Source organism: Anaerostipes sp. AF04-45 (genome assembly GCF_003461725.1).
Taxonomy (GTDB): domain Bacteria; phylum Bacillota; class Clostridia; order Lachnospirales; family Lachnospiraceae; genus Anaerostipes; species Anaerostipes caccae.
On sequence record NZ_QTXQ01000007.1, the window covers coordinates 32,175 to 56,499 of the forward strand.

The window sequence follows — 24,325 nt, forward strand, 5'->3', positions numbered from 1 at the left end:
TTCTAAGTAAAGGAGCTGCAAAATTATGCTGATGTCTAATCGTGTAAAAGATATCATACAGATTGTCTTAAGCAGCCGTGGTTTCGTAACCATGAAAGATATTGCCAACAAGATGAATGTCTCAGAGAGGACCGTATACCGGGAAATCCCTGAGGTGACAGAAGTGTTAAGGCAGTATCAGATTACGTTGGAAACGGTGAGTAAAAAAGGAATCCGGGCTGTCGGTTTGCCTGAACCTATTCAGAAACTCCAGACAGAATTAGGGGAACATAAAAAACTCCAGGTAGTAGACCCTAAGGAACGAATGTATTTGGTTCTCTTAGAACTGCTTCATCAGGATGACTTCATGAAGACAGAAGCATTGGCAATCGATATGGGTACATCCCTCCCGACAATCAGGAATGATCTGAAAAAGATTGAGAAAATTCTTCCGGAGTACAATATTAAATTAATCTCAAAAAAGGGAGATGGAATCTGCCTGAGCGGTGAGCAGGTGGCGAGGGATCATCTGATGGTCAATATCATCATGAAAAACACAGATGTGGATGTGATCGTACACTGGCTTGCAGGGAATGTCAGGCAGTTTCATCCTTTTATGCAGAAGCTGGATGAATATGGTTATATGGACCTGTTTCAGACATGTGAAAAAATATTAAGAGATATCAGCCATAAACTGATCCAAAAAAATTATCAGATACTTGACCAGAACTATGCAGAATTAGTCATGCTGGTGTCACTTCTGATCCGCAGACACAAGATCGGAAACAGGAAATACAGTACAGATTTTACTGTGGAACAAGTGGACAAGAACCAGAAGAAGGTTGTTGCCGCATTGATCCGGATGCTGGAAAAGAAATATTCCATTTCCCTGGACGAGGCAGAAAAAGAATATCTTCTGTGGGTTATGGATATCAGTGTCGGAAAAAGGAACAATGAAAATGTGTTTGTCAAAAATTTTGTGCTCAAGCCAAAGATTGAAGAGTTTGTAGAACTGGTGGAAGGGCGTATGGGCATTACTCTGAGCCAGGATACAAAGCTTATGGACGGACTGCTGACGCATATCGATAAAGCCCTGGTGCGGACAAGGAGCGGAATGAGTATCTCGAATCCAATTATCCGCGACATTGAAAAAGATTATTCGCAGCTGTTTTCCATTATAAAAGATACGGTCAGAAAAGTATTTCCGGATGATTATTTTCCGGATGATGAGATAGGGTATCTGGTATTATATTTTGCGGTATCATTGGACAACATTACAAAGAAGACATTCCGGGTGCTGGTGGTATGTTCCAGCGGTATGGGATCTTCCAAGATGCTGGCCAGCCGTCTGGAGAGGGAGATACCCGAGATTTATGTAAGAAAGATTGTATCTTTGGTAGGGCTGGGAGAAGAAGACTTAAACGATTATGACTTGATCCTGTCAACCATCCCGCTGTATTTAAAAGACAGGGAGTATCTGAAAGTTTCTCCGCTCCTGAACGATAATGAGCTGGAGATTGTAAAAGAAAAAATTAGAAGGCATAAGCATCAGACTTTAAGGAAGATTGAGGAACAGGAAAGAAAGGCGGCGGAGTTAGAAAGCAGCAACAGTATTGTATCTTTAAAACAGTTAAAACAATTAACTACGTGGGCAGTAGACTTATTGGCTGAATTCCATGTGTATGAAATTAATAATCTGAAGGATGAAAACCACTTATTTTCAAATTTGGAACACACGATCTGGGAAGCCGGAATCTTTATCGGTGAACAGGAGATTAAGAATTATGTGATCCGGCATGGAAATGAATGCCGTTTTACCATACCGACGACGGAAATCAGTTACTTTGAGTGTTATTTAAAGAAAATAAAAAAACCGCTTCTTTTCGTCTACCATTTAAAAGAGAAACGAATGGTCGATCCTCAGGAGGGTGATGCGGTCAGTAACATTATATTTTTCTTCTATCCAACGGAAATGGAAGAAGTACAGCAGATGTTTCTGCGATATATTACTGAATTGATCATCGAAGACCGGGATGTCATGAAGTTAATAGAGAAGGGCGACGAAGAAGAAATCAGGCAATGCTTTGGACACAGGTTCAGACATTATATAGGAGAATCAATTTAGGAGGTTTCATTATGGCAGATAAGAAGAGTATTTTTAACGAAGACAACATCAGATTGAACGCATCCTTTGCTACGAAGGAAGAGGCTATCCGGGCTGCGGGACAGATCCTTGCAGACAATGGTTACGTAAAAGAAGAATATATAGATGATATGCTGAAGAGGGAAGAAGTGGTCTCTACCTACATCGGCAATCACATTGCGATTCCGCACGGCATCGTAAAATCCGAAGAAAGGATTATGGCTTCAGGAATTTCCTTTATCCAGGTTCCTGAGGGCGTAGACTATGAAGGAAAAACTGCAAATGTCATCATTGGAATTGCAGGTAAGAACAATGAGCATATTGAGATTTTAGGAGATATCGCAGTGGCATGCTCAGATCTTGACAACGTAGAAAAACTTAGAAATGCAAAGACCAAAGAAGAAATACTGAATGTATTTAAAGATGTGGTCCGCTAAAACAGACGGAGGGAATAAAATGAAAGCAGTACACTTTGGGGCTGGCAAGATCGGCCGCGGGTTCATCGCAGACTTGCTGCATGATACAGGATATGAAATCGTATTCGTGGACGTAAATGAGAAAGTCAACGAGGAACTGAACAAATACCATAACTACTACTTATACGTGATCGAGGAGGATTACAGGAGAAAAGAAATCGACAAGGTTTCCGCTCTCTCTCCGATCACAGAAGAAGACAAAGTCGTGGAGGCAATCGTGGAAGCAGACGTAGTCACTACGGCAGTGCTGGCAGACAATTTCCTTAAAATTGCAGGTACTCTCGCAAAAGGGCTGAAAGCCAGATTGGAAGCAGGCAAAGAAAGAGTCAATGTAATTCCTTGTGAGAACGCATTGTTCAACGGAGATCTGCTCTTAAAGGAACTTGTCAAAACTGAAATTGCTTCTGAGGATGACTTCCTAAAAGCAGCGGCATTCCCGAATACGGCAGTAGACCGTATGGTATTCGGTACCGACAAAGACGGCAGAGACGGAATTGACATCGGAAAAGATCACGAGCTGGCAGTGGAAGTGAATAAGCTGGTAGACCCAGAGAAACTTCCGATTGCCGGAGCAGAATATACCGATAATCTTCAGAAGTTCCTGGAGAGAAAACTTTATACAATCAACTGCGGACACGCATGGTCCGGTTATATCGGAAAATTGATGGGATATGAGATCATCCAGGATTACTTCGCGGTGCCGGAAAACATTGAAATGACAAGAGAAGTCATGAGAGAAGTTGCGGCTCTGATGGTTGCAAAACACGGATTTACCGAGAAGGAAATGGAAGACTACATTACGTTTGCATTAAACCGTTTTTGTACTCCTGGTATCAAAGACACGATCACACGTATCTCCAGGGCGCCGATCAGAAAGCTTGCACCGAATGACCGTCTGGTAGGACCGGCTGTACAATGTGAGGAGAGGGGACTCAAAAATACACTTCTCCTGAGAGGTATTGCAGCGACATTCCTGTTCGACGTCAAAGAGGATGAGCAGTCTGTTGAGCTGATGCAGTATGTGGCTGACAACGGCATTGAAGATGCAGTGACTCATTTTACAGGTATTGAAGCGGGAACCAGGATGTTTGATGAGATCGTCAAAGATTACAACGAATTAAAGGAAGGAAAATAATATGAAATTACAGTTAGCTTTAGATGAAATGAACCTTGTAGATGCACTGCGTTTCGCTGACAAGGTTGCGGAGCATGTCGATATTATCGAAGTGGGAACTCCTTTCGTTATGGACGAAGGAATGAGGGGTGTGCGTGAATTCCACCGTTTCTTCCCGGACAAAGAGATCCTGGCCGATTTAAAGATCATGGACGGCGGATATCTGGAAGCAAGCTATGCCTATGAGGCAGGTGCTGCTTATGCTACAATCCTGGGTGTTTCTGATAACCTGACCATTGAAGGCGCTTTAAAAGCGGCAAGAGACTATGACAGAAAACTCGTTGTGGATATGATCTGTGTGGAAGATCTTCCGACTAGAATTGCAAAGATGGAAGAGATCGGAGTTGACATCCTGGCAGTTCATACAGGGGCTGACCAGCAGGCAGCAGGCAGAGAGCCGATCCAGGATCTTCAGGTTATGACAGAACATGCAAAGAAGGCTCAGATCGCTGTGGCCGGAGGTATTAACAGTAAGACCATCGATAAATATGTTGCCTTAAAACCGGAGATTATTATTGTAGGATCTGCGATCGGACATGCAGAAGATCCGGTTGCGGAAGCAAAAGCGATCAAAGACGCGATGCTTTAAACCACAAATTGAGACTGGAGGGAAAGATTATGACAGAATGTAAAAATATGATGGCGATTCTCGGAGAATTAACCGACAACGCAAAAGAAGTAGATAATGAACAGATCGAGGCAGTGGAAAAACTGATCACAGAGGCAAAAAGAATCTTTATAAGCGGTGCGGGACGTTCCGGATTTGCTGCCAGAGGATTTTCTAATCGTCTGATGCATCTTGGGTATACCGTATACTTTGTTGGCGAGCCGACCACACCGTCGATTCAGGCAGGAGATCTGCTGATCGTCGGTTCCGGTTCCGGAAATACCGCGAGCCTTGTGTCTAATGCCAAAAAGGCAAAGAGCCAGGGAGCAAAGGTAGCGACCATTACAATGTTCCCTGAGAACACGATCGGATCTATGGCAGATGCGGTAATCACTCTTCCGGGAGTTACGAAGAAGTGTGACAATCATGAGGGTGCGGGAACTGTTCAGGCTGCCGGTTCCGGATTCGAGCAGTTAAGCTGGATTACATATGACTGTATGGTTATGGATCTGATGAGGATTACAAGTCAGTCAGATGACGATCTGTTTGCAAGACATGCAAATATGGAGTAATAACAAATATGATATAAAAGGGGCTCTTTCTGGAGCCCCTTTTATATAACACAATACCAGAAGACATGACAGTAGGGAGGAATTTCAGACTATGAAACAGGTTATGATTGTAGGAGCAGGACGCCTTGGAAAAGGATTTTTTGGAGAAACATTCGATAATGCCGGATGGAAAATCGCTTTTTTAGACAAGGATCCGAGGGTGGTCGAGGAACTAAAGAGGACAGGGAGTTATCACGTGGAAGTCCACAGGGTAGATTCTATTGAGAACCGGACTGTCTCAGGGTATGAGGCTTATGTCTGTGATGAAAATTATTCCTGCATGGATGCGTTTTTGAATACGGATGTTATTATGCTGCCGCTTTATCCAAAAGATTTTAGGGAAGCAGGACATTATTTATCTAAGTGTTTCACTGAGTTTTATAAAAAGCAGCCTGAGAAAAAGCTGACCGCTATCTGTGTGACAAACAAAAATTATCTGATCCCGGAAATTATAGAAAGTTTTAAGGAAAAACTCCCGGATGATGTGAAAGCGTGGTTTGATACGAATGTAGCAGTCAGAGATTCTATTATCCGGAGAGGAACAGATGCACAGACTCACTATGCCACTGAGATAGTGACGATGGCGGTTGCTTCGCTTCTGATTCAGACTCCTGTATATAATGATTTCAGCGATGTTGAATGGCTGGAACTGAATGACCAGATAGAAACTCTGAAGGATTTAAAAGTGTTTGCAATCAATGGACCTCATGCGTCAACTGCTTTCTGGGGTTATCTGAAAGGTTATAAAACGATACCGGATGCCGAAAAAGATGAGGAGATTGCCGGCATTATTTATCAGGCGCATAAAGAGATTCTCGATATGATCATGGAAGAATACGATATTACAAAAGAGGAGCTGGATCATTTGGAAAATCTTCCGACGCCGATGGGAGAGATTCCGGATTCCATCTACAGAGTAGCATTTGATCCGATAAGAAAACTTTCCAGAGGAGACAGGCTTACCGGAGCTGCACAGAGGTGCCTTAAACATGGTCTCCCTTATGAAGCGATTGCAAAAGGTATGGCAGCCGGCTTTGGATATACGGAGCCAGAGGATGAAAATGCGGTAAAGCTTCAGGAGGAAATCAAAGAATTGGGGATCGAAGAGACTGTGCATAAATATACGAAACTTGAAAAAGACAGCCCTATTCTGAGAAAAGTAGTGGAAGAATATGAAGCTCTGAAAGACAGAGGACTGATAAAATAAGAAGAATAATTTTGGCAAAAAAGCTGTGTTCCTTTTCATTGGGGAGACAGCTTTCTTTGTTATTTATCCTGATCCTATGTTACAATAAGTCTGTATTTTATGTTTAACAACAGTGGAAAAATACAGGAAAGGGTGTGTATATTGTGGAAAATAAATTTGACGTCATTATTATAGGAGCAGGGCCTTCGGGGATTTTCTGTGCGTATGAACTCTCACAAAAGAAACCGGATTTAAAGATCTTAATGATAGAGAAGGGAAGAAGGATTGAAGACCGGTCCTGTCCCAAAAGGAAAACAAAAGTGTGTGTGGGCTGTAAGCCATGTTCCATTACGACCGGATTTGCAGGTGCAGGAGCTTTTTCTGACGGAAAGCTTTCCCTCTCTCCGGATGTGGGCGGAAATCTGCCGCAGATCCTTGGATACGAAGAAACAGAGCAGCTTCTGAAAGAATCGGACCAGATCTATTTGAAATTTGGAGCGGACACAAAAGTGTATGGATTGAATGAAGAAAAAGAAATTGCAAGGATCAGAAAAAAGGCAATTAAAGCCAATCTGAAATTAATCGAGTGTCCGATTCGGCATCTTGGCACGGAAGAGGGATATAAGATATACCAAAGGCTTCAGGAGCACCTGCTTGGCGTGGGGGTCAGGATGGAATTTAACACCATGGTTGATAATATTCTGACTGCAAAAGGACGGGTGAGGGGTGTGGTCACCGATAAAGGAGAGACATTCTATGCAGAGGAAGTTGTTGCCGCCGTGGGCAGGGAAGGATCTGAATGGCTCAGCAACCTGTGCCGGGAACACGAGATTGCGACTGAGGTGGGAACCGTAGACGTAGGCGTCAGAGTGGAGGTTCGGGATGAAATCATGGAAGAACTGAACAAGAGCCTGTACGAGGCAAAGCTGGTATATTATACGCCGACCTTTGACGATAAAGTCCGCGTGTTCTGTACCAACCCTTCAGGAGAAGTGGCCACAGAATATTATGAGGACGGACTTGCAGTAGTAAACGGCCATGCATATAAGGCAGAAAAATATAAGACAAAGAATACTAATTTTGCAATTCTTGTATCGAAAAATTTTACGAAGCCGTTTAAAGAGCCCATCCAGTATGGAAAACATATCGCGCAGCTCAGCAATATGCTCTGCGACGGAAAGATCCTTGTCCAGAGGTTCGGAGATTTTGTCCGGGGACGCAGAACGACAGAGGAACGCCTTCTCAGAAACAACATCACGCCGACGTTAAGGGATGCGGTGCCGGGGGATCTGTCATTGGTATTTCCTTACAGAATTATGAAAGCGATTGAAGAGATGATCTATGCACTGGATCAGGTGACGCCGGGGATGGCCAGTGATGAAACGCTGCTCTATGGAGTGGAAGTGAAATTTTATTCCAATAAAGTCGTCACAGACCAGGCGTTTGAAACCAACATCAAAGGCCTTCGGGCAATCGGTGACGGAGCCTCAGTCACAAGGGGCCTTCAGCAGGCATCGGCTAACGGGCTGAGCGCAGCCAGGAGTATTTTAACTGCGAAAGGAGTATCTATATGAGATATATATGTACCGTCTTATCCGTATCGGACATTAAGAAATCCAGAAAGTTTTATGAGAATTTATTCGGATTGGAGCTTTACCAGGATTATGGCATCAATATATCCTTTACTTGCGGACTTGCACTGCAGCAGGACTTTGACTGGCTGGTGAACATACCAAAAGAGGCAGTTCTGAAAAAAACAAATAACATCGAGATCTGCTTTGAAGAAGAGGACTTCGATGGATTCTTGAAAAAACTGAAAACTTATCCGGATGCTGAGCATTTGGGAGATGTGATCGAGCACAGCTGGGGACAGCGTGTCATCAGGTTTTATGATCCGGACGGGCATCTCATCGAAGTGGGAGAGTCAATGAAAATGGTAATTACCCGTTTTCTGGATTCGGGACTTACTATGGAAGAAGTTTCCAGCAAGATGGATGCCTCGGCAGAAGATCTGCAAAAACTTTTAGATAAGGAAGAATGATCCTTTGAGTTCTATGGATAAAATAGGATCATATATAAGACGACAGTATCGTTTCCGGTGTTGCGGTAAGAGTGAGCAGTATCTCCCGGAAATCGTATACTTTCGTCTTTTGTTAAGGTAAATTTGTGACAATCAGCGCATATTTCAAGATCTCCGTGAAATACAGTGATAAATTCTGTCGTTCCTTTCAGATGTGCTTCGGACTCCCAGCGGCTGTATGGTTCCAACTTCAGATAGTATACGGCGAATTTCCTGTCGGCGTCATCCGGAAAAAGCGGATATTTTTTAACCCTTCCCGAATCTTCCAGCAGCGGTTCTATGTCTGCTGTCTTAATGATTTCGTATGGAGTTTTTGGACGGACAGTCAAGGCATCAAAGGGTACCTTCATGCCATTTGATATTTTCCACAAGGTTGATATCGTTGGGTTCCCGTCCCCGCGCTCAATTTGGGCCAGCATACTTTTACTGACACCGCTTAATTTTGAAAGTGCCTCCATGCTGAGTTTCTGCTTTTCACGGAGACGTTTAATGTTTTTGGCAACAATTAAATTCATTGTATCCAAAGAAAGACTCCTTTCTATTGACAATATATTGTACAAATTGTATTATTATATCATACGAGTGCAATATAATAACTGTTTTGTATTATTATATTATTTTGAAACGGGATTGTAAATAGAAAAGGAGGTTTCATTTGCTGCATCTATATGATTTTGTAATTTATTGTTTTATAACTGCTTATACTCCGGGGGCAAATAATCTGCTCTCTATGAGCAATGCCATACGCCTTGGATTTCGCCGCAGCGTACGTTTTAATCTTGGGATCTTGGCCGGCTTTACGGCAGTTATGACAATTTGTACGGTTTTCAGTACGGCACTTTATTCTTCTCTTCCAAAAATTAGATTTGTCATGCAGTTTCTTGGGGCTGCCTATATGCTGTTCCTGGCATGGAAATTGTGGAAGAGTTCCAATGATATGACTTCAGACGGAGGAAGTGAAGCCAGCTTTCTCTCGGGAATGATCTTACAGTTTGCTAATCCTAAAATATACATTTATGCTATAACAGCCATGTCACTTTATATTCTTCCCGCCTATCAGTCGACAGGCGCTTTAGCAGCATTTACGATTATGTTATCATTGATCGGTGCGTCAGGATCTTTTGTATGGGCATTGTTTGGGTCGGCTTTTTGCAATTTTTTCTCAAAACATTTCCGTGCGGTCAATCTGGTGATGGTTCTTCTGCTGATCTACTGTGCAGTCTCACTATTTATGTAAATTCACAAAAAAACAAAGATTCATTCAGCTGTTTTTGGGCAAATGGGCAAAAAATAAAAAAAGACTTATGAAGCTTTGAATGACCCTGCTATACTAAATATTAGAAAATAAATATATGACAGAAATGAAAATGGTAGCGAGATTATAAGACTCTAATCGCAGCGAAAGTTACAGTCTTATAGTCCCGCTATTTTTTTCTGTATGAATCAATGAAAAGTTTGGAGGAATTTATGGAAAAGAATCATTTTATGGAACGGGAGAGTATTGGGAAACTCATGCTGAAATTTTCTGTTCCGTGTATTATGTCACTGCTGGTGTCATCTCTTTATAATATTGTAGACCAGATCTTTATCGGGCAGGGGATCGGATATCTGGGAAATGGAGCTACCAATGTGGTGTTCCCGGTTACGATCATTGCACTCGCGATGGCACTGATGGTTGGAGATGGATGTGCAGCAAACTTAAGTATCTGCCAGGGGTGCAAAGATCAGAACAGAGCCAGAAAGAGCGTAGGAAATGCGATTGTGCTGCTTGTGGCAGCAGGTGTGGTTTTTACTGTTTTACTTTTTCTGTTTAAGGATCAGTTTCTGAAGGCTTTTGGCGCGACAGAGAATAACTTTGCATATGCCAGGGAATATTTTGTGTATATCATGATTGGAATTCCGTTTTTTATGTTTTCCAATGGCATGAACTCTATTATCAGGGCAGACGGCAGCCCTCAGTTTGCAATGATATCATTGGTGCAGTTATCAATGTGATCCTGGATCCGATTATGATTTTTGTATTTCATTGGGGAATGATGGGTGCAGCCCTGGCTACGATTACCGGTCAGATTGTGTCAGCGATTCTGGCAGTTTATTATCTTTGCCATATGAAATCTATAAAGATGGAAACAGAATGTTTTCGAGTGAACCCCATAATTTCTAAAAAGGTGCTTTCTCTGGGGATCAGCAGCTTTCTGACACAGATTTCGATCGTAGCCATTATGGCGGCAATGAACAATATGCTCGTGATTTACGGAGCACAGTCCAGGTTTGGGTCTGATATTCCGCTGACAGTGGTGGGAATTGTTATGAAAGTATTCCAGATTGTGATTGCTTTTTCTGTAGGCATCGCAGCAGGCTCCCAGCCAGTGATCGGGTTTAACTACGGAGCAGGACTGAACCACAGAGTGAAGAAGATATTTAAGCTGATGATGGCGGCGGAAGCCTGCGTAGGTGTGTTTTCCATGATCATATTCGAATGTTTTCCTATGGAGATCATCAAACTATTTGGAAATGAGAGTGTACTTTACAATGAGTTTGCGGTTCTTGCTTTCAGAACTTATCTTTGTACCATAGTATTATGCTGTATCCAAAAATCAGTCAGTATTTTTCTGCAGGCATTGGGGAAGCCAATTCTCTCAATGGGGCTCTCCCTGCTCAGAGACTTTATTTTAAGTGTACCGCTGGTTCTATTTCTTCCAAAATTATTGGGGATAAAAGGGACTCTTTATTCTGCGCCGGCGGCAGATATGATCTCATTCATCGCTGTGATTGCCGTAACCCGGTATCTTTTCGGACATTTAAAAAAAGATGAAAAGGAGGAGAGAGAAACAGCTTTTAACAGAGGAGAAGAAACAATAAATCTGGTGTCAGAGTAGATTATGAAATGTCTGAAGCAGGGTCCCTTTATTCCGGGATTCCTGCTTCTTTTTCGTCCGCAGTATCAGCATCATCATGTCTGGAGGAGTGCAGATAGGATTCATTTGCTTCTTTGCCTGCAGCTATGAGACGTTCCAGCCCCTCTTCAGGGCACAGAAAAGAGCCGATCGGATAAGGTGTCTTAGTATATATACCATGGAAATCCGTGCCGCCGGTCATAAATAAATCATGTTCTTTGGCCAGAGATCTGACATGGTCCTTTGTGCGCTCATCATTTCTCGGATGATTCAGTTCGATACCGTCGATGAGTTTTTCTTCAATGAGCATCTCCATGAACATGGGATTTTTATATTCTCCCGGGTGGGCCAGGACTACGACACCGCCGCAGGATCGGATCAGGCCGACTGCTTCGTGTGTTGTCAGATCCTTCTGGGTCAGTTTGTATTTAGAACCGGAAGAAAAAAGCTCTTGGTGGAGTTCACCGATAGGGGTACCTGTATATCCCAGAGAAGCCAGGACCTGCATCATATGTACTTCATACAGGGTAGTACTTTCCCGGGCAGCCTCAAAGAGCTGTTCTTTCGTGATCGGATAATCTTCCATGAGCTTTTCGTACATGGCAAGCTTCGTCTGCCGCTGATATTCCAGATAACGGTCAAGCTTTCTCTGAAGCTTCTTTACATCGGCGGGATAGTAGCAGAGAAGATGAGGTTTTGTATCGGAAGCCTCGTGAACAGAGTTGATCTCGACCCCAGGGATGACATTGATCCCAAGTTCTTTTCCTAGAGCAAGTACAGCGGGAATAGAGTGGGTGGAATTGTGGTCTGTTACGGCGATATAATCCAGGCCGACGCGTTTTGCCTGGGAGATCAGCTGATCGACGTTTAAAGCGCCGTCGGACAGCACAGTATGTGAGTGAAGATCTGCTTTCATTTTTAAATTCCTCCTAGTAATTTGGCTGATTATATTATATCATGAAGATAAGCGGATTTAACAGAAATACTTATTAAAATAAATGACTGATCAGACAGAAAAAGGGGGCTATCGATATGAATTTAGAAGACTTTTATAGAGGAAGAGGCGAAGATTATCCGGTTATCATCGGAAGGTTTATGGGAAATGAAAATCTTTTAAAGAAGTTTGTCAAGAATTTTCCGGATGACCCGACCTATGGACGGCTTTGCGAAGCGATGGAGGCAAAAGACTGGCCGCAGGTGGAAATGTCGGCGCATACATTGAAGGGGGGTAGCGGCGAATCTGAGTTTTTCAAAACTATTTCAGGCATCGGCGGACCTGGTCAGCGTCATAAGAGAACAAGAGACAGAGAAGGCAGATGGATTATTTTCAGAAGTGCAGAAAGCTTACAAAGAGGTAGTACAGGGAATATCCGGGCTGGATTAAATTTGGGGAAAGAGTATGGAAGCAGAAAAGCGGACGCTTTTGATCGTTGACGACGTGGAATTAAACAGAGCAATCTTGAATGAGATTTTCTGTAAAAATTATTATATTATTGAAGCTGCCAATGGAAAAGAAGCTCTGGATATTATTTTAGATGCGAGGAAAAAAGTAGACTTGGTTCTGCTTGATTTAGTCATGCCCGTCATGGACGGTTTCGTACTGATGGAGATACTGAAAGAAAAGGGGGTACTGGAGCATCTCCCGGTGGTGGTCATCACGGTGGACGGTTCAGAACAGATTCTGGAGAAGGCATACTCCATGGGGGCGGAAGAGATCATCATCAAACCGTTTAACCCCGATATCATCAGGGAAAAAGTAAAAAATATTTTGTCCATGTACATAAGGATGGAACTGATCAGCAGCATGGGGAAGCTTCAGCACCTGACTGAGGAAGATACAGAGGATCAGCTTTCTGCGGATACCGGCACAAAAACACGGATCGATGCCCTTTCTACTCGGACGCTGTATCTCCTTGAGCTGGAGAGGGAAAAGAACCGGGTACTGGCAAATCTCTCCGGGGATATTATGTTTGATTATGATGTAAAGTCAGATACGCTTTCTTTTTCAGAAAAATATTTTGAGGTATTCGGGCGGGATACTGTGATCGAGGAAGTGAGCCGGAAGATAAGGAGAACGGATATCATCTATGACGATGACAAGCAGGTATTGGTGAACAATCTGGAAGGGCTGAGTACGGACAATACAACGATGCGCGCACAGATCCGGCTGATGACAAAAGACAGCGGATATCTTTGGTATGAGTGTTTTATAAAGTCTATCTGGGATATGGACGATGGAATGTGTTTGTCTCTGATAGGGAAATTCGTCAATATAGATCAGCACAGGAAAGAAATCTCCCGATGGAAAGAAGCGGCCGACAATGATGCCTTGACAGGAATCAATAATCGTAAAGGGCTGGAAGAAAAGATCTTAAAGATTATGAAAGAGAATTGGGATTCTTCAGGCGTACTGCTGTTTCTGGACCTGGATGACTTTAAACAGATCAATGACAGCAAAGGTCATGCTTTTGGCGACAAAGTGCTGCGGACCGTAGCAGAGAAGATTAAAAGCTGTGTCAGATCAACCGATGTGGTAGGCAGGATTGGGGGAGACGAGTTCATTGTTTTTCTCAACGGGATCGGAGGAAAGGATGCGGCACTCAAAAAGGCAGAAGAGATAGAACAGAAGATTCAGGACGGCTTTCATGGATATCCGGTAACGGTCAGCATAGGGATCGCACAGTTCCCGGAAGACGGAGCAGAATTTGATGTATTGATCAAGAGGGCAGATCAGGCACTTTATTACTCTAAAAATAAGGGAAAGAATTGGTATACATTTTATGATAAGAAGACAAAAGACATGCCGTTTCAGTCACTGCTCTCCAAGATGGACAGCGATGAAGATTTATAATATGAGATCATCGGAAATCAACGGGCAAAGATCGTTTGATTTCCTTTGGTCTCATTTGTTTTGGATCAGATTTTTCTCTGATACATTTTCTTTATAAATCCGGTCAGGGCGTACAGAAGCATAGCGATGATGCATAAGAGAACGATAGACATTAGTACCCAATCCATTTTAAATACCTGGCTTCCGTAGATGATCAGGTATCCAAGGCCGGAGCGTGCTGCCAAAAATTCTCCGATGATCACACCTACAAGAGAAAGCCCAATATTTACGTTCATAATGCTTAAAAGCAATGGAATACAGCTGGGTATGACTGCCATGGTCAGGCAGTCTTTTTTTGTTCCTCCGAGAGTCCGGATGAGTGTCAGACGCTCCTTATCCACGTGGAGAAATCCACTGTATAAATTCAGGATACTTCCGAAAACCGCAATGGAGATGGCGGTGATAATGATCGTCTTCATATTATTTCCGAGCCAGACGATCAGGATCGGAGCAAGGGCTGATTTCGGAAGACTGTTTAAGACTACAAGGTATGGGTCGATGATCTTGGCAGCCGTGGGGAACCACCATAAGATAGTCGCGATCAGCACTGAAAATAAAGTGATCAGCGCAAAGCTTACGAGCGTTTCAGCCAGAGTAACCCCAATATGAAGAAAGATGGAATGGTCTGTTACCATGCCGTAAAAACACCGGATGATCCTGCTTGGACTGCTGAAAATAAATCCGTTCAGTATATTTTTTGAAACCGCTGTTTCCCAGGCAAATAAAAGAAGGAGAAGCAGAAGGACCTGGGCAACCCGGATCCAATATTTTTTCCGTTGTATTTGGTTTAAATACTCGGACTGTTCTTTAGAAATTGGATCAGTCATTGATTTCCCTCCATAATTGATTAAAATAATCTTTAAATTCTACTGCATTTCTTGCAGCCTGCGGTGTTTTTTTCTCACATGTAAGGTGAATAGGAACAATGGTCTTGACAGTTCCCGGACGTTTGGACAGCACGATGACACGGTCGGCCATACTGATCGCCTCAGAAAGATCATGGGTGACGAGGAGAGCAGTTTTTTTCTTCTCTTTTATGATGGTGCCTATATCATCGGATACCCGGAGTCTTGTCTGGTAGTCCAATGCAGAAAATGGTTCATCCAGAAGAAGGATATCCGGGGACAGGGCGAGTGTACGAATCAGAGCAGCCCTCTGGCGCATACCTCCGGAAAGCTGGCTCGGATAAGAGTTTTTAAAGTCTTTGAGTCCGTAAAGTTCCAGCAGACGGTCAACCTTATCAAATGCCTCCGGATCTTTGATGTTTTGTATCTTGAGTCCCAGGGTAACATTTTCATAAATAGTGCGCCAGGGAAGAAGCTGATCCTTCTGGAGCATATATCCGATATGGTCGGTGGATTCCTCGATTGGTACGCCGTTGATTTTGATGGTGCCGCCAGACAGAGGGAGCAGTTTTGCAATTAAATGCAGCATGGTCGATTTTCCGCATCCGCTTGGGCCTACTACCGCGACGAATTCACCGCTTAATACATCAAAAGTGATTGAGGAAAGAGCCGTAGTTTCTTGCTTCATAGTATGGTAAGAGTAGGAAACCTGCTCTAAGGAAAGGGCAGTGGTCATTCTCATATCTCCTTTCTTGGGGATTATAGTATAGATTATGCTGGAAAGAAAAAAGGTGATATTATTCCTTGACATAAGAGAGATTAGCAGACTATAATTAAAGCGTAGACAAAAGTGGTTTGTCTCGGATAAATTTTCATCGGTAAAGCTGCCGAAAGGCAGTGACACAAAGCCAAGGGTCTAAAGTCTTACATAAGACTATGACAGCCGGTTGCCACATTATTTATTTAATGTGTATGAATATAGGTATCTGACTTATATTTGAAGCTGTAAGCGCAACCGTTTGTGAAGGAAACTTCACGGACGGTTTTTCTTTTTAAAGAAGCGCTCTGTATTTCAAAAGCTGGATGATTGTATTCATCACATGGTATTCATATCCACAGCGATGAATGAAACAATTACATATTCAGTAAAACTGTCAAAAGGCAGTGGCACAAAGCCAAGGGTCTAAGATCTGATTACAGATTATGACAGCCGGTTGCCGTATGATGGGGATCATGTGATTTGAAAAACAGATTAGGGAACTGCTTTTTCACCGGTCATCCGCCGGATTTGTGCCTTGGGATAAGAGGAGGCGCATCAGTTATGAAAAAAGCAGTTACTAAGTTGATAGCTGTGGCATTAGCGGTCATTGTGATTGCCGCAGGCGTTGGGATGGGGGTCCCGGCTTCGAAAAGTGTCGAAGCATCAAGCAAGGTTTCAGTAAAGGTCAGCACAACCAGAAAAGTCAAAACAAAAAAATATAAGTTAAAGAAAAAAGTCCGCAGAAAAAAGACAACCACAAAAAAGAAAGTGAAAACTACAAAGAAACTGACAAAGAGTGTTTCAAAAAAAGTTGAGAAAGTCATTCGACAGAATACAGTAGTTAAAACGACTATGAAGGCAAAGCGCAAGACAGTCAAGACTACGATTACGACGAAGACTACAACAAAGACGACAAATCTGGCCAGATCAGGAAGTGCTGACATTAACCAATTGAAGGGGATCATTGATACAAGGGTAATCAATTCATTTAAGAAGACCGGAATGACGATTGAAACGAATCCGCGTTCCTCCGTCTTAAAGGGAGCAGACGGAGTGTTCAGCCCATCCAGAAAGAGAATTTACCTGAAAGCCAACGTAGACCGCGTGCTTGTCCATGAAGTGGGACATTTCGTGGCATACAGGCAGGGAAGAGCTGATTCAACCAAAGAGTTCCAGGCTATCTACAAAGCAGAGAAGAATAAGTTCAAAGGAGACAATAAAAAGTATGCTGTTTCCTCCAACAAGGAGTTTTTTGCAGAATGCTTTAAAGAATACTCTATGAACAAGTCTTCCTTAAAGAAAAATTGCCCGCGCTCTTACAAGTACATAGAATCTGTGATCAGCAGAATGTAATCATCGTAGGAGTCATAAAGGAAGTCTCAAAACTGTAAGTGCAAACTATGGTTTTGAGACTTCCTTTTTTGCTGTTTGAAAAAACTTTTTCATTGACATCAGAAACTTCCGAAGTTATCATTAGGGGCGGAAAAGGAGACAGGAACATGCATTATGATCATATCATTTCAGGTACATTTTTAAAGCGCCCCAATCGGTTTATAGCCATTGTACTCGTCGGAGGACAGGAAGAAGAGGCACATGTTAAGAATACAGGAAGATGCAGGGAACTGCTGATTCCCGGAGCCAGGGTTTACCTGCAGCAGCATAACGATCCTAAGAGAAAGACAAAGTATTCTCTGATTGGTGTGAGCAAAGGAAATCTGATGATCAACATGGATTCCCAGGCGCCCAATAAAGCTGTGGGAGAATGGCTGAAAAGGGGAGGGATTTTTCCTTATATAGAAGAGATCAGGGCGGAAAAAAAGTATGGAAATTCCAGATTTGATTTCTTTGTCAGAGGAGGAGAACTTATGGCGGGAACCAGAGAGGCCTTCGTGGAAGTAAAAGGAGTGACCTTGGAGGAGGATGGAACAGCATGGTTTCCTGATGCGCCTACCGAACGCGGAATCAAGCATATAGAGGAACTCATACACTGTGTGGAAGAAGGTTATGATGCATATATTATCTTCGTCATTCAGATGAAAGGCGTGCACTGCTTCAGGCCCAATGACCGTACCCACAGGGCCTTTGGAGATACTCTGAGGAAAGCAGCAGACTCTGGAGTGCATATACTTGCACTGGACTGCCTTGTAACAAAGGACACAATGGAAATTGATGAGAAAATTCCGGTGATTCTGTAAACAAACCACCGGATAAGGAAGAGGGAGCAGACTATTTTTACTGCTTCCTCTTACTAGTTTATGAAGTTTTTATTCAGCAGCCGGTTCTGCCAGCGGAATAGTACGGAATATTTTTCTGGATTCCCAGGAAATCAGACAGCAGATCAGGCAGGCACCGTAGACCGCAAAATAAGACTGGCTCTTCAAAACATCAAACAGAACTCCGTATACGGCCTGGCCAAGAGGCTGGGAACACATGGACAGTGCCATGATACAGGAGATGACTTTGCCGATCAGATGATGCGGTGTAAGAGCCTGCACGAATGAGAGCATCTGCACGGTAAACATCGTGGAGCAGGCCATCATAAAGAAACTGCACAGGGTGATTACAATGTAGGCTGCCATCGGAGGAACATCCAGATTCAGCACGAGTCCGATTGGAAGGAGAGACGCTCCGCTGAGTAAGAGCAGAACATGGACACCTTGGATATTCAGCCGTTTTGCAAAGACTCCGGTGAGGATGCCGCCCAAAAGGCCCCCGAGGGCTAAGGCTCCCTGGGCATACCCATAAAGCTGGCTGGACATATGGAGAAACTGTGTGATGATCACAGGCAGGCCTACGATGAGCAGGGCGCTTAAAAATAAGTTAAATGCGCAGACAATCAGGATTCCTTTCCCTATAACAGGCTGTTCTGTACGGATAAACCAGAAACTTTCTGAAAGATCCTGTTTTACTACTGCAAATACACTGGTTCCCTTTTTTGGCTTTTTAAATGGGATATGGATAAACAGTTCCATTGTGGCAGAAAATATAAAGCAGATGATGCTCACATATAATATCGGGCGGATTCCGTAGAAGCCGTATAAGGCTCCGCCGGCCACCGGACCGATTAGATTGGCCAGAGCATTGACCTGATTGATGACTGCATTTCCGGAAAGCAGACGGTCCGGAGTCAGCAGAGCCGGAAGGCTTGCCTGGACTGCCGGCTGGTATGCACCCTGTATGCCATAAAGGATCATAAGGGTTATGACCAAAAGCATCACCAGGGATACATGGCCGAGAGCGGCGGTAAACAACAGGATCAGAGCGCTGGTTGCATAGTCAAGAATGACCATGATATTTCTTTTGTTGACCCGGTCCGCAACTATGCCTCCTGCGGGTGAGAGCAGGATCATAGGAATAAAGGAACAGGCGGTGACAATGCCGAACAGGGATGCGGACCCTGTTTCATTTAACAGATACAGAGGAAGTGCAAACCTCAGGATGGAATTGCCGAACAGAGAAATGATCTGTCCGATCACTACCAGAGAAAAATCTCTGGTAAATAGTTTATCTTTCATAAAAACTCCTTTCATACATTCGGTTGGTATGTAAAATTGATAAAAAAATTTGTAGTTCTCACCAATCTCCAAGACCGGACTGTATGAGTCCAGTCTGAGGATGAATGAGTCAGCTTTTTTCTTCCAGCTGTTTTCGGTAAGATTCAAGAACAAGGAGTGCTTCGTCATCCAGCAGAGGCATTCCGAGCCGGTCAAGCAGATCTTTCATAAACTGGGTTTTGCGGATGAGTTCTTCCGCAGTATTTTGGATAATAAATGGGTTCATCCAGAAGTTGCACAAAATGAGAAGTGCTTCTGACAGTTCTTTTGGATATTTAGTTTTTACAGAACCATCCTGAATCCCCTGCTCTATCAGCGGCAGTATCAGGTGGGGTACTGTATTGTCCAGGCTTTCAAACAGCTGCTTGGTCAGGAATCGTGGATTTTTCATAATATGAGGAGCGGCATTAATCATCATTTGATTACCAGGACTTTTAATTGATACGATGAGAAGTTTTCTTAATTTTTCAAGTCCTGTCCCCGGTCCGTTCAAAATATCCTCATAGTCCTTTTCCTGCCCGCTGTACAATTGGTTCATAACGGCTTCTATGATATCACTCTTGGATTTAAAGTGGTGATATATGGCGCCCTTCGTCAAATCACCCAGTTCGTCGATGATATCCTGAATCGTTGTGTGTTCGTAACCTTTTTCCAGAAATAATTTCAGCGATGCATCCAAGATCCTCTGCTCTGTAATCTCGGGATATTTATTTCTTGCCATGGAAAATCATCCTTTCTTGCATACATACTAATAGTATGTATTTAAAATAGCAGATACATGGAAGAATGTCAAGAAATTAAAAATAATACTTGCTTTTTATATGCTATATGTTATACTAGATATAGAACAAATAAGATTGGAGGAGTGAAGATGAATATTAATAAGTTTACTCAAAAGTCAGTCGAAGCAGTAAATCAGTGTGAAAAGATTGCTTATGACTGCCAAAACCAGGAAATTGACCAGGAACATTTATTATATAGTCTGCTGACCATAGAAGATAGTTTGATTCTTAGCCTTTTGGAGAAGATGAATGTAAATAAAGATTCTTTTTTAAGCCAGGCACAGCAGCTGCTCCAGAAGAAACCGAAGGTTTCCGGCGGACAGGTCTACATGAGCCAGGCGCTGAATCAGGTATTGCTGGCAGGGGAAGATGAGATGAAGGCCATGGGAGACGAGTATGTCTCTGTGGAGCATCTGTTTCTTGCTATGATCAAAAAGCCGAACAATGCAGTGAAAGAACTGTTCAGAGGTTATGGAATCACCAGAGACCGTTTCCTGGAGGTTTTGTCCGAAGTAAGGGGAGATAAGAAGGTAACCACGGACAATCCCGAGGCAACCTATGATACGCTGGAGAAATACGGATACGATCTGGTGAAGCGTGCCAGAGAGCAGAAACTGGACCCTGTGATCGGAAGAGACAGCGAGATCCGGAATGTTGTCCGTATTCTTTCAAGGAAAAGCAAGAATAATCCAGTGCTCATCGGAGAGCCCGGTGTTGGTAAAACTGCGGTTGTAGAGGGACTTGCCCAGAGGATCGTCCGGGGGGATGTGCCGGAACAGTTAAAGGACAAGACGATTTTCTCACTGGATATGGGATCTCTTGTGGCAGGCGCCAAATACAGAGGAGAATTTGAAGAACGACTGAAAGCGGTTCTCGAAGAAGTGAAAAAGAGCGAGGGACAGATTATCCTGTTCATTGATGAGCTGCACACGATCGTGGGAGCGGGAAAAACAGAGGGCTCCATGGATGCAGGCAATATGCTGAAGCCGATGCTGGCCAGAGGAGAGCTTCACTGTATCGGAGCGACGACTCTGGATGAGTACCGTCAGTATATTGAAAAAGATGCGGCTCTGGAGAGAAGGTTCCAGCCGGTCATGGTGGATGAGCCTACCGTGGAAGATACGATTTCTATCTTGAGAGGTATCAAAGAGCGCTACGAGGTTTTCCACGGAGTAAAAATCACAGATGGATCTTTGGTGGCTGCTGCGACCCTGTCAAACCGCTATATCACGGACCGTTTTCTTCCGGATAAAGCCATTGACCTGGTGGATGAGGCATGTGCCATGATTAAGACAGAGATGAATTCCCTTCCTTCAGAACTGGATGAGGTTCAGAGGAAGATCATGCAGCTGGAAATTGAGGAAGCGGCACTGAAGAAGGAAGACGATAATCTGAGCAGAGAACGCCTCCTGGAACTTCAGAGAGAATTGGCAGAGATGAGGGAAGATTTCAATGCCAAGAAGGCCACATGGGAGAATGAAAAGTCTTCCGTGGAGAGGGTTTCCAAACTGAGAGAAGAGATTGAATCTGTAAACAACGAAATACAGATCGCACAGAGAAATTATGATTTAAATAAGGCTGCGGAACTCCAGTACGGGCGCCTCCCTGAGCTGAAAAAACAGCTGGAAGAGGAAGAAGAGAAAGTACGGAAAGAGGACCGCTCTATGGTCAGGGAAAGCGTCACAGACGAAGAGATCGCCAAGATCATTTCCCGCTGGACGGGAATTCCTGTGGCAAAGCTTACAGAGAGTGAGAGAAATAAGACACTCCATCTGGATGAGATCCTTCACAAGAGAGTTGTGGGGCAGGACAATGCAGTGCAGCTTGTGACGGACTCTATCATCCGTTCCAAGGCGGGGATCAAAGACCCGAGCAAGCCGATTGGTTCTTTCTTGTTCCTTGGGCCGACGGGTGTAGGAAAGACGGAGCTTGCCAAGGCACTAGCAGAGAGCCTATTCGACAACGAACAGAATATTGTCCGTATCGATATGAGCGAATATATGGAGAAACACTCCGTAGCCCGTCTGATCGGAGCGCCTCCGGGATATGTAGGATATGAGGAGGGAGGACAGCTGACGGAAGCAGTCAGAAGAAAACCTTACTCTGTTGTACTGTTTGATGAGGTGGAGAAAGCTCATCCGGATGTGTTCAATATCCTTCTCCAAGTGCTGGATGACGGAAGGATCACAGATTCCAAGGGAAGGACCGTGGACTTTAAAAATACGATCCTTATCATGACATCCAACCTTGGTTCCACCTATCTGCTGGAAGGCATCGACCAATCCGGTAATATTACAAAAGAGGCGGAAGACATGGTGATGGCAGACTTAAAGAACCATTTCAGGCCGGAATTCTTAAACCGTCTGGATGAGATGATCCTGTTTAAACCGCTGACGAAGGAAAACATTACGAACATTATTGACCTGTTAGTTGCAGATCTGAATAAACGTCTCAGTGACAAAGAGCTTGCCGTAGAGCTCACACCGGCAGCGAAAATCTTTGTGGCGGACAACGGATATGACCCGATGTATGGTGCCAGACCGTTAAAGAGGTATCTGCAGAAGAGCGTGGAAACATTGGCTGCAAGGCTGATCTTAGGTGATGGGGTCAATATGGAAGATAAGATCCTGATTGATGAACAAAACGGGGAACTGACGGCAAGGGTGAAATAAGAAGATATTTAAAAAGGCTGTTTTGAACAACAGCCTTTTTATTGTAACACTGCTTGCCTGCATAGATAGGAAAAACAAGCGTAAATAAATAAGCCTACCTTGAACTTGGCGGTCTGGGTAGGCTTATGCACAAACCGGAGGCTAACCACCTCAGTGGGCGATATGCTCCTTTCTTTACTTATACTATGCTGTTTTTGGGTATTTTTGTAAGAGATTTCGCTGAAGATTCTCTATTCAAAATTCTCCGTTTACAAAAAACCATAATGGTCCAGCCCATTCCAAATTCCATGTGCGTCAATGTCGGTTGTTACATACTCTGCTGCATCTTTTACACAGTCATATGCATTCCCGAGAGCGATGCCGTGTCCTGCGGCTTCAAACATGGGCAGATCGTTAGGGGCATCTCCGAACGCATAGCAGTCATCGATCGGGATGTTAAAGTGTTCCGCAATAAAAGTAATGGCAGTTCCTTTAGATGTGCCTTCCGGGATAACTTCATAAAAATCTTCACCATTTTTGATGCACTTGAACGGAAAATCCAGGGAGTGAACATCTTCAATAAAGGCGGCCATATTCTGAGGCGTATCCGGGCTGGAAAAGCACACCAGTTTATCAAAAGATTTTACATTGTCCCAGTTAAATTCGATCACCATGCCGTCAGAACTTCTGCATACCTGGATCATAGAAGCGTAATAGGGATGGAACGAGGTATCATCGTCAGTGTAATAGGAACAGCGGCTTCCTTCAAGACAGGCACGGATGTTGTGGATGCGGCATAACTCTATGATCCGGGATTGGATATCTTTCGGAAGCTCACGGTGGTATAGGATATCTCCCCTGTAGCGCAGATCGGTGCCGTTGCCGCAGAGGTAGCCGTCGAAATCCAGGGAAAAGAAGTCATTCCCTATATATGCATAAGGCCTTCCAGTATTCAAGAAGATTTTATGGCCGTTCGTCTGGGCCTGCTTTAATGCCTTGGCTGCACTCGGCGGGATCTGGCCGGCCTTATTGCTGTATAAAGTCTCATCCACATCGAAAAATAAATATTTATGTTCCAAAAGTGTTCCTCCCTGTCTGATGTATTATCTTTACTGTGCCAAAAGAAATGCTTAGAACCGCACGGTGTCCTAAGCATTTCAAGTAAGTCTTTTAATATTTTATTCTTCTACGGTCACAGATTTCATAACCTGTTTTTCCAACGGCGCGTCAGAGTAGTCCGTTGCCACCTCAGCGAGTTTATTGACGACATCCATGCCCTCGATAACCTGTCCGAATGCGGCATATTGTCCGTCCAGATGCGGAGATGTTTTGTGCATGATGAAGAACTGAGAACCGGCAGAATCCGGAGCCATTGATCTTGCCATGGATAACACGCCCGGCGTGTGTTTTAAGTCATTCTTTACTCCGTTCATGCTGAACTCACCTTTGATGGTGTGTCCTGGTCCTCCGGTTCCGTTTCCGTTCGGACATCCTCCCTGGATCATAAATCCGGAAATAATGCGGTGGAATGTGAGCCCGTCATAAAAACCTTCCTTCACCAGCTTCACAAAGTTTTCTACTGTGATCGGAGCGATATCCGGATACAATTCTGCCTTGATCGTATCTCCGTTTTCCATTGTAATTGTTACGATTGGGTTTGCCATAATTCCTATTCCTTTCTATATCTTCC

22 protein-coding genes, 1 pseudogene and 2 riboswitches are annotated in these 24,325 nt (G+C 43.7%); of the genes and pseudogenes, 15 read left to right on the forward strand and 8 right to left on the reverse strand.

All coding sequences use genetic code 11. The features are described 5' to 3' along the window. The first annotated feature begins 25 nt into the window (after positions 1–25). The 8 genes from DWV34_RS11475 (at position 26) to DWV34_RS11510 (ending at position 8,217) form a co-directional block, all read left to right on the forward strand. Entirely contained in the window at positions 26–2,104 is a 2,079-nt protein-coding gene (locus tag DWV34_RS11475) for a BglG family transcription antiterminator (RefSeq protein WP_118476256.1), read from the forward strand. Between the two features lie 11 nt (positions 2,105–2,115). Beyond that, positions 2,116–2,559 (forward strand): PTS sugar transporter subunit IIA, encoded by a 444-nt coding sequence (locus DWV34_RS11480; RefSeq protein ID WP_006566364.1) that lies wholly within the window; start codon positions 2,116–2,118, stop codon positions 2,557–2,559. A gap of 19 nt (positions 2,560–2,578) precedes the next feature. After that, positions 2,579–3,733 carry a 3-hydroxyacyl-CoA dehydrogenase NAD-binding domain-containing protein gene (locus tag DWV34_RS11485; protein ID WP_118476379.1) on the forward strand — a complete coding sequence of 385 codons (1,155 nt, stop codon included), beginning with the start codon at positions 2,579–2,581 and terminating at the stop codon, positions 3,731–3,733. Between the two features lies 1 nt (position 3,734). Further along, positions 3,735–4,361: a 3-hexulose-6-phosphate synthase gene (gene hxlA, locus DWV34_RS11490; protein WP_006566362.1), complete on the forward strand. Its 627-nt coding sequence runs from the start codon at positions 3,735–3,737 to the stop codon at positions 4,359–4,361. Between the two features lie 29 nt (positions 4,362–4,390). Continuing rightward, on the forward strand, positions 4,391–4,951 hold the full coding sequence (gene hxlB, locus DWV34_RS11495) for a 6-phospho-3-hexuloisomerase (RefSeq protein WP_006566361.1): 561 nt from the start codon (positions 4,391–4,393) through the stop codon (positions 4,949–4,951). Positions 4,952–5,042: 91 nt separating this feature from the next. After that, complete coding sequence (locus DWV34_RS11500; RefSeq protein ID WP_006566360.1) at positions 5,043–6,197, forward strand: mannitol dehydrogenase; 1,155 nt, start codon at positions 5,043–5,045, stop codon at positions 6,195–6,197. A gap of 134 nt (positions 6,198–6,331) precedes the next feature. Then, complete coding sequence (locus DWV34_RS11505; RefSeq protein ID WP_009290931.1) at positions 6,332–7,750, forward strand: NAD(P)/FAD-dependent oxidoreductase; 1,419 nt, start codon at positions 6,332–6,334, stop codon at positions 7,748–7,750. Continuing rightward, the gene (locus DWV34_RS11510; protein ID WP_006566358.1) at positions 7,747–8,217 is read left to right on the forward strand and encodes a VOC family protein; all 471 of its coding nucleotides are present in this window, start codon (positions 7,747–7,749) and stop codon (positions 8,215–8,217) included. The genes DWV34_RS11505 and DWV34_RS11510 overlap by 4 nt, the downstream gene beginning before the upstream one ends. Positions 8,218–8,228: 11 nt before the next feature. On the opposite strand, the gene DWV34_RS11515 is transcribed toward DWV34_RS11510, so the two are convergent. Beyond that, positions 8,229–8,771: a helix-turn-helix domain-containing protein gene (locus DWV34_RS11515; protein ID WP_118476381.1), complete on the reverse strand. Its 543-nt coding sequence runs from the start codon at positions 8,769–8,771 to the stop codon at positions 8,229–8,231. Positions 8,772–8,911: 140 nt separating this feature from the next. Here DWV34_RS11515 and DWV34_RS11520 point away from each other — a divergent pair, with 140 nt between their 5' ends. Together DWV34_RS11520 and DWV34_RS18115 are read left to right on the forward strand one after the other, a co-directional pair. Beyond that, the gene (locus DWV34_RS11520) at positions 8,912–9,493 is read left to right on the forward strand and encodes a LysE family transporter (RefSeq protein ID WP_009290933.1); all 582 of its coding nucleotides are present in this window, start codon (positions 8,912–8,914) and stop codon (positions 9,491–9,493) included. 230 nt (positions 9,494–9,723) lie between these two features. Further along, positions 9,724–11,135, forward strand: a pseudogene (locus tag DWV34_RS18115) (MATE family efflux transporter). A gap of 28 nt (positions 11,136–11,163) precedes the next feature. On the opposite strand, the gene DWV34_RS11530 reads toward DWV34_RS18115, so the two are convergent. After that, the gene (locus tag DWV34_RS11530) at positions 11,164–12,069 is read right to left on the reverse strand and encodes a PHP domain-containing protein (protein WP_118476258.1); all 906 of its coding nucleotides are present in this window, start codon (positions 12,067–12,069) and stop codon (positions 11,164–11,166) included. 116 nt (positions 12,070–12,185) lie between these two features. Between DWV34_RS11530 and DWV34_RS11535 the strand changes: the two genes are divergently transcribed. After that, the gene (locus DWV34_RS11535) at positions 12,186–12,587 is read left to right on the forward strand and encodes an Hpt domain-containing protein (RefSeq protein ID WP_243000855.1); all 402 of its coding nucleotides are present in this window, start codon (positions 12,186–12,188) and stop codon (positions 12,585–12,587) included. After that, complete coding sequence (locus DWV34_RS11540; RefSeq protein ID WP_009290936.1) at positions 12,553–14,004, forward strand: GGDEF domain-containing response regulator; 1,452 nt, start codon at positions 12,553–12,555, stop codon at positions 14,002–14,004. Before DWV34_RS11535 ends, DWV34_RS11540 begins: the two co-directional genes overlap by 35 nt. Positions 14,005–14,069: 65 nt before the next feature. Here the strand turns inward: DWV34_RS11540 and DWV34_RS11545 are convergent, their stop codons facing one another. Next, the gene (locus tag DWV34_RS11545) at positions 14,070–14,870 is read right to left on the reverse strand and encodes an ABC transporter permease (protein ID WP_006566350.1); all 801 of its coding nucleotides are present in this window, start codon (positions 14,868–14,870) and stop codon (positions 14,070–14,072) included. Continuing rightward, positions 14,863–15,624 (reverse strand): ABC transporter ATP-binding protein, encoded by a 762-nt coding sequence (locus DWV34_RS11550; protein ID WP_022260948.1) that lies wholly within the window; start codon positions 15,622–15,624, stop codon positions 14,863–14,865. Before DWV34_RS11550 ends, DWV34_RS11545 begins: the two co-directional genes overlap by 8 nt. A gap of 131 nt (positions 15,625–15,755) precedes the next feature. After that, a riboswitch (cyclic di-GMP riboswitch) is annotated at positions 15,756–15,843 on the forward strand. Between the two features lie 179 nt (positions 15,844–16,022). Then, positions 16,023–16,110: riboswitch (cyclic di-GMP riboswitch) on the forward strand. Positions 16,111–16,209: 99 nt separating this feature from the next. Here DWV34_RS11550 and DWV34_RS11555 point away from each other — a divergent pair. Together DWV34_RS11555 and sfsA are read left to right on the forward strand one after the other, a co-directional pair. Beyond that, positions 16,210–17,001 carry an anthrax toxin lethal factor-related metalloendopeptidase gene (locus DWV34_RS11555; protein ID WP_022260947.1) on the forward strand — a complete coding sequence of 264 codons (792 nt, stop codon included), beginning with the start codon at positions 16,210–16,212 and terminating at the stop codon, positions 16,999–17,001. Between the two features lie 146 nt (positions 17,002–17,147). After that, entirely contained in the window at positions 17,148–17,843 is a 696-nt protein-coding gene (gene sfsA, locus DWV34_RS11560; protein WP_009290940.1) for a DNA/RNA nuclease SfsA, read from the forward strand. A gap of 69 nt (positions 17,844–17,912) precedes the next feature. Here the strand turns inward: sfsA and DWV34_RS11565 are convergent, their stop codons facing one another. After that, a complete protein-coding gene (locus DWV34_RS11565) occupies positions 17,913–19,163 on the reverse strand; it encodes an MFS transporter (RefSeq protein WP_022260946.1) in 1,251 nt (416 codons plus the stop codon). 109 nt (positions 19,164–19,272) lie between these two features. Then, a complete protein-coding gene (locus DWV34_RS11570; RefSeq protein WP_006566345.1) occupies positions 19,273–19,923 on the reverse strand; it encodes a TetR/AcrR family transcriptional regulator in 651 nt (216 codons plus the stop codon). Positions 19,924–20,073: 150 nt separating this feature from the next. Here DWV34_RS11570 and clpB point away from each other — a divergent pair, with 150 nt between their 5' ends. Further along, positions 20,074–22,656, forward strand: coding sequence for an ATP-dependent chaperone ClpB (clpB, locus tag DWV34_RS11575; protein ID WP_118476260.1), 2,583 nt, complete (start codon positions 20,074–20,076; stop codon positions 22,654–22,656). A gap of 248 nt (positions 22,657–22,904) precedes the next feature. Here clpB and DWV34_RS11580 read toward each other — a convergent pair whose 3' ends face one another. Both DWV34_RS11580 and DWV34_RS11585 read right to left on the reverse strand, forming a co-directional pair. After that, a complete protein-coding gene (locus DWV34_RS11580; protein ID WP_009290944.1) occupies positions 22,905–23,714 on the reverse strand; it encodes an HAD family hydrolase in 810 nt (269 codons plus the stop codon). A 99-nt stretch (positions 23,715–23,813) separates the two neighbouring features. Next, positions 23,814–24,299, reverse strand: a complete 486-nt coding sequence (locus DWV34_RS11585) for a peptidylprolyl isomerase (RefSeq protein ID WP_006566342.1) — start codon at positions 24,297–24,299, stop codon at positions 23,814–23,816. Positions 24,300–24,325: the final 26 nt, after the last annotated feature.

Bases quoted from the DNA above. Each gene is read 5' to 3' on its own strand.
- DWV34_RS11475 (WP_118476256.1), top strand. From the start codon at position 26: ATGCTGATGTCTAATCGTGTAAAAGATATCATACAGATTGTCTTAAGC.
- DWV34_RS11480 (WP_006566364.1), top strand. From the start codon at position 2,116: ATGGCAGATAAGAAGAGTATTTTTAACGAAGACAACATCAGATTGAAC.
- DWV34_RS11485 (WP_118476379.1), top strand. From the start codon at position 2,579: ATGAAAGCAGTACACTTTGGGGCTGGCAAGATCGGCCGCGGGTTCATC.
- hxlA (WP_006566362.1), top strand. From the start codon at position 3,735: ATGAAATTACAGTTAGCTTTAGATGAAATGAACCTTGTAGATGCACTG.
- hxlB (WP_006566361.1), top strand. From the start codon at position 4,391: ATGACAGAATGTAAAAATATGATGGCGATTCTCGGAGAATTAACCGAC.
- DWV34_RS11500 (WP_006566360.1), top strand. From the start codon at position 5,043: ATGAAACAGGTTATGATTGTAGGAGCAGGACGCCTTGGAAAAGGATTT.
- DWV34_RS11510 (WP_006566358.1), top strand. From the start codon at position 7,747: ATGAGATATATATGTACCGTCTTATCCGTATCGGACATTAAGAAATCC.
- DWV34_RS11515 (WP_118476381.1), bottom strand. From the start codon at position 8,771: ATGAATTTAATTGTTGCCAAAAACATTAAACGTCTCCGTGAAAAGCAG.
- DWV34_RS11530 (WP_118476258.1), bottom strand. From the start codon at position 12,069: ATGAAAGCAGATCTTCACTCACATACTGTGCTGTCCGACGGCGCTTTA.
- DWV34_RS11535 (WP_243000855.1), top strand. From the start codon at position 12,186: ATGAATTTAGAAGACTTTTATAGAGGAAGAGGCGAAGATTATCCGGTT.
- DWV34_RS11540 (WP_009290936.1), top strand. From the start codon at position 12,553: ATGGAAGCAGAAAAGCGGACGCTTTTGATCGTTGACGACGTGGAATTA.
- DWV34_RS11545 (WP_006566350.1), bottom strand. From the start codon at position 14,870: ATGACTGATCCAATTTCTAAAGAACAGTCCGAGTATTTAAACCAAATA.
- DWV34_RS11550 (WP_022260948.1), bottom strand. From the start codon at position 15,624: ATGACCACTGCCCTTTCCTTAGAGCAGGTTTCCTACTCTTACCATACT.
- DWV34_RS11555 (WP_022260947.1), top strand. From the start codon at position 16,210: ATGAAAAAAGCAGTTACTAAGTTGATAGCTGTGGCATTAGCGGTCATT.
- sfsA (WP_009290940.1), top strand. From the start codon at position 17,148: ATGCATTATGATCATATCATTTCAGGTACATTTTTAAAGCGCCCCAAT.
- DWV34_RS11565 (WP_022260946.1), bottom strand. From the start codon at position 19,163: ATGAAAGATAAACTATTTACCAGAGATTTTTCTCTGGTAGTGATCGGA.
- DWV34_RS11570 (WP_006566345.1), bottom strand. From the start codon at position 19,923: ATGGCAAGAAATAAATATCCCGAGATTACAGAGCAGAGGATCTTGGAT.
- clpB (WP_118476260.1), top strand. From the start codon at position 20,074: ATGAATATTAATAAGTTTACTCAAAAGTCAGTCGAAGCAGTAAATCAG.
- DWV34_RS11585 (WP_006566342.1), bottom strand. From the start codon at position 24,299: ATGGCAAACCCAATCGTAACAATTACAATGGAAAACGGAGATACGATC.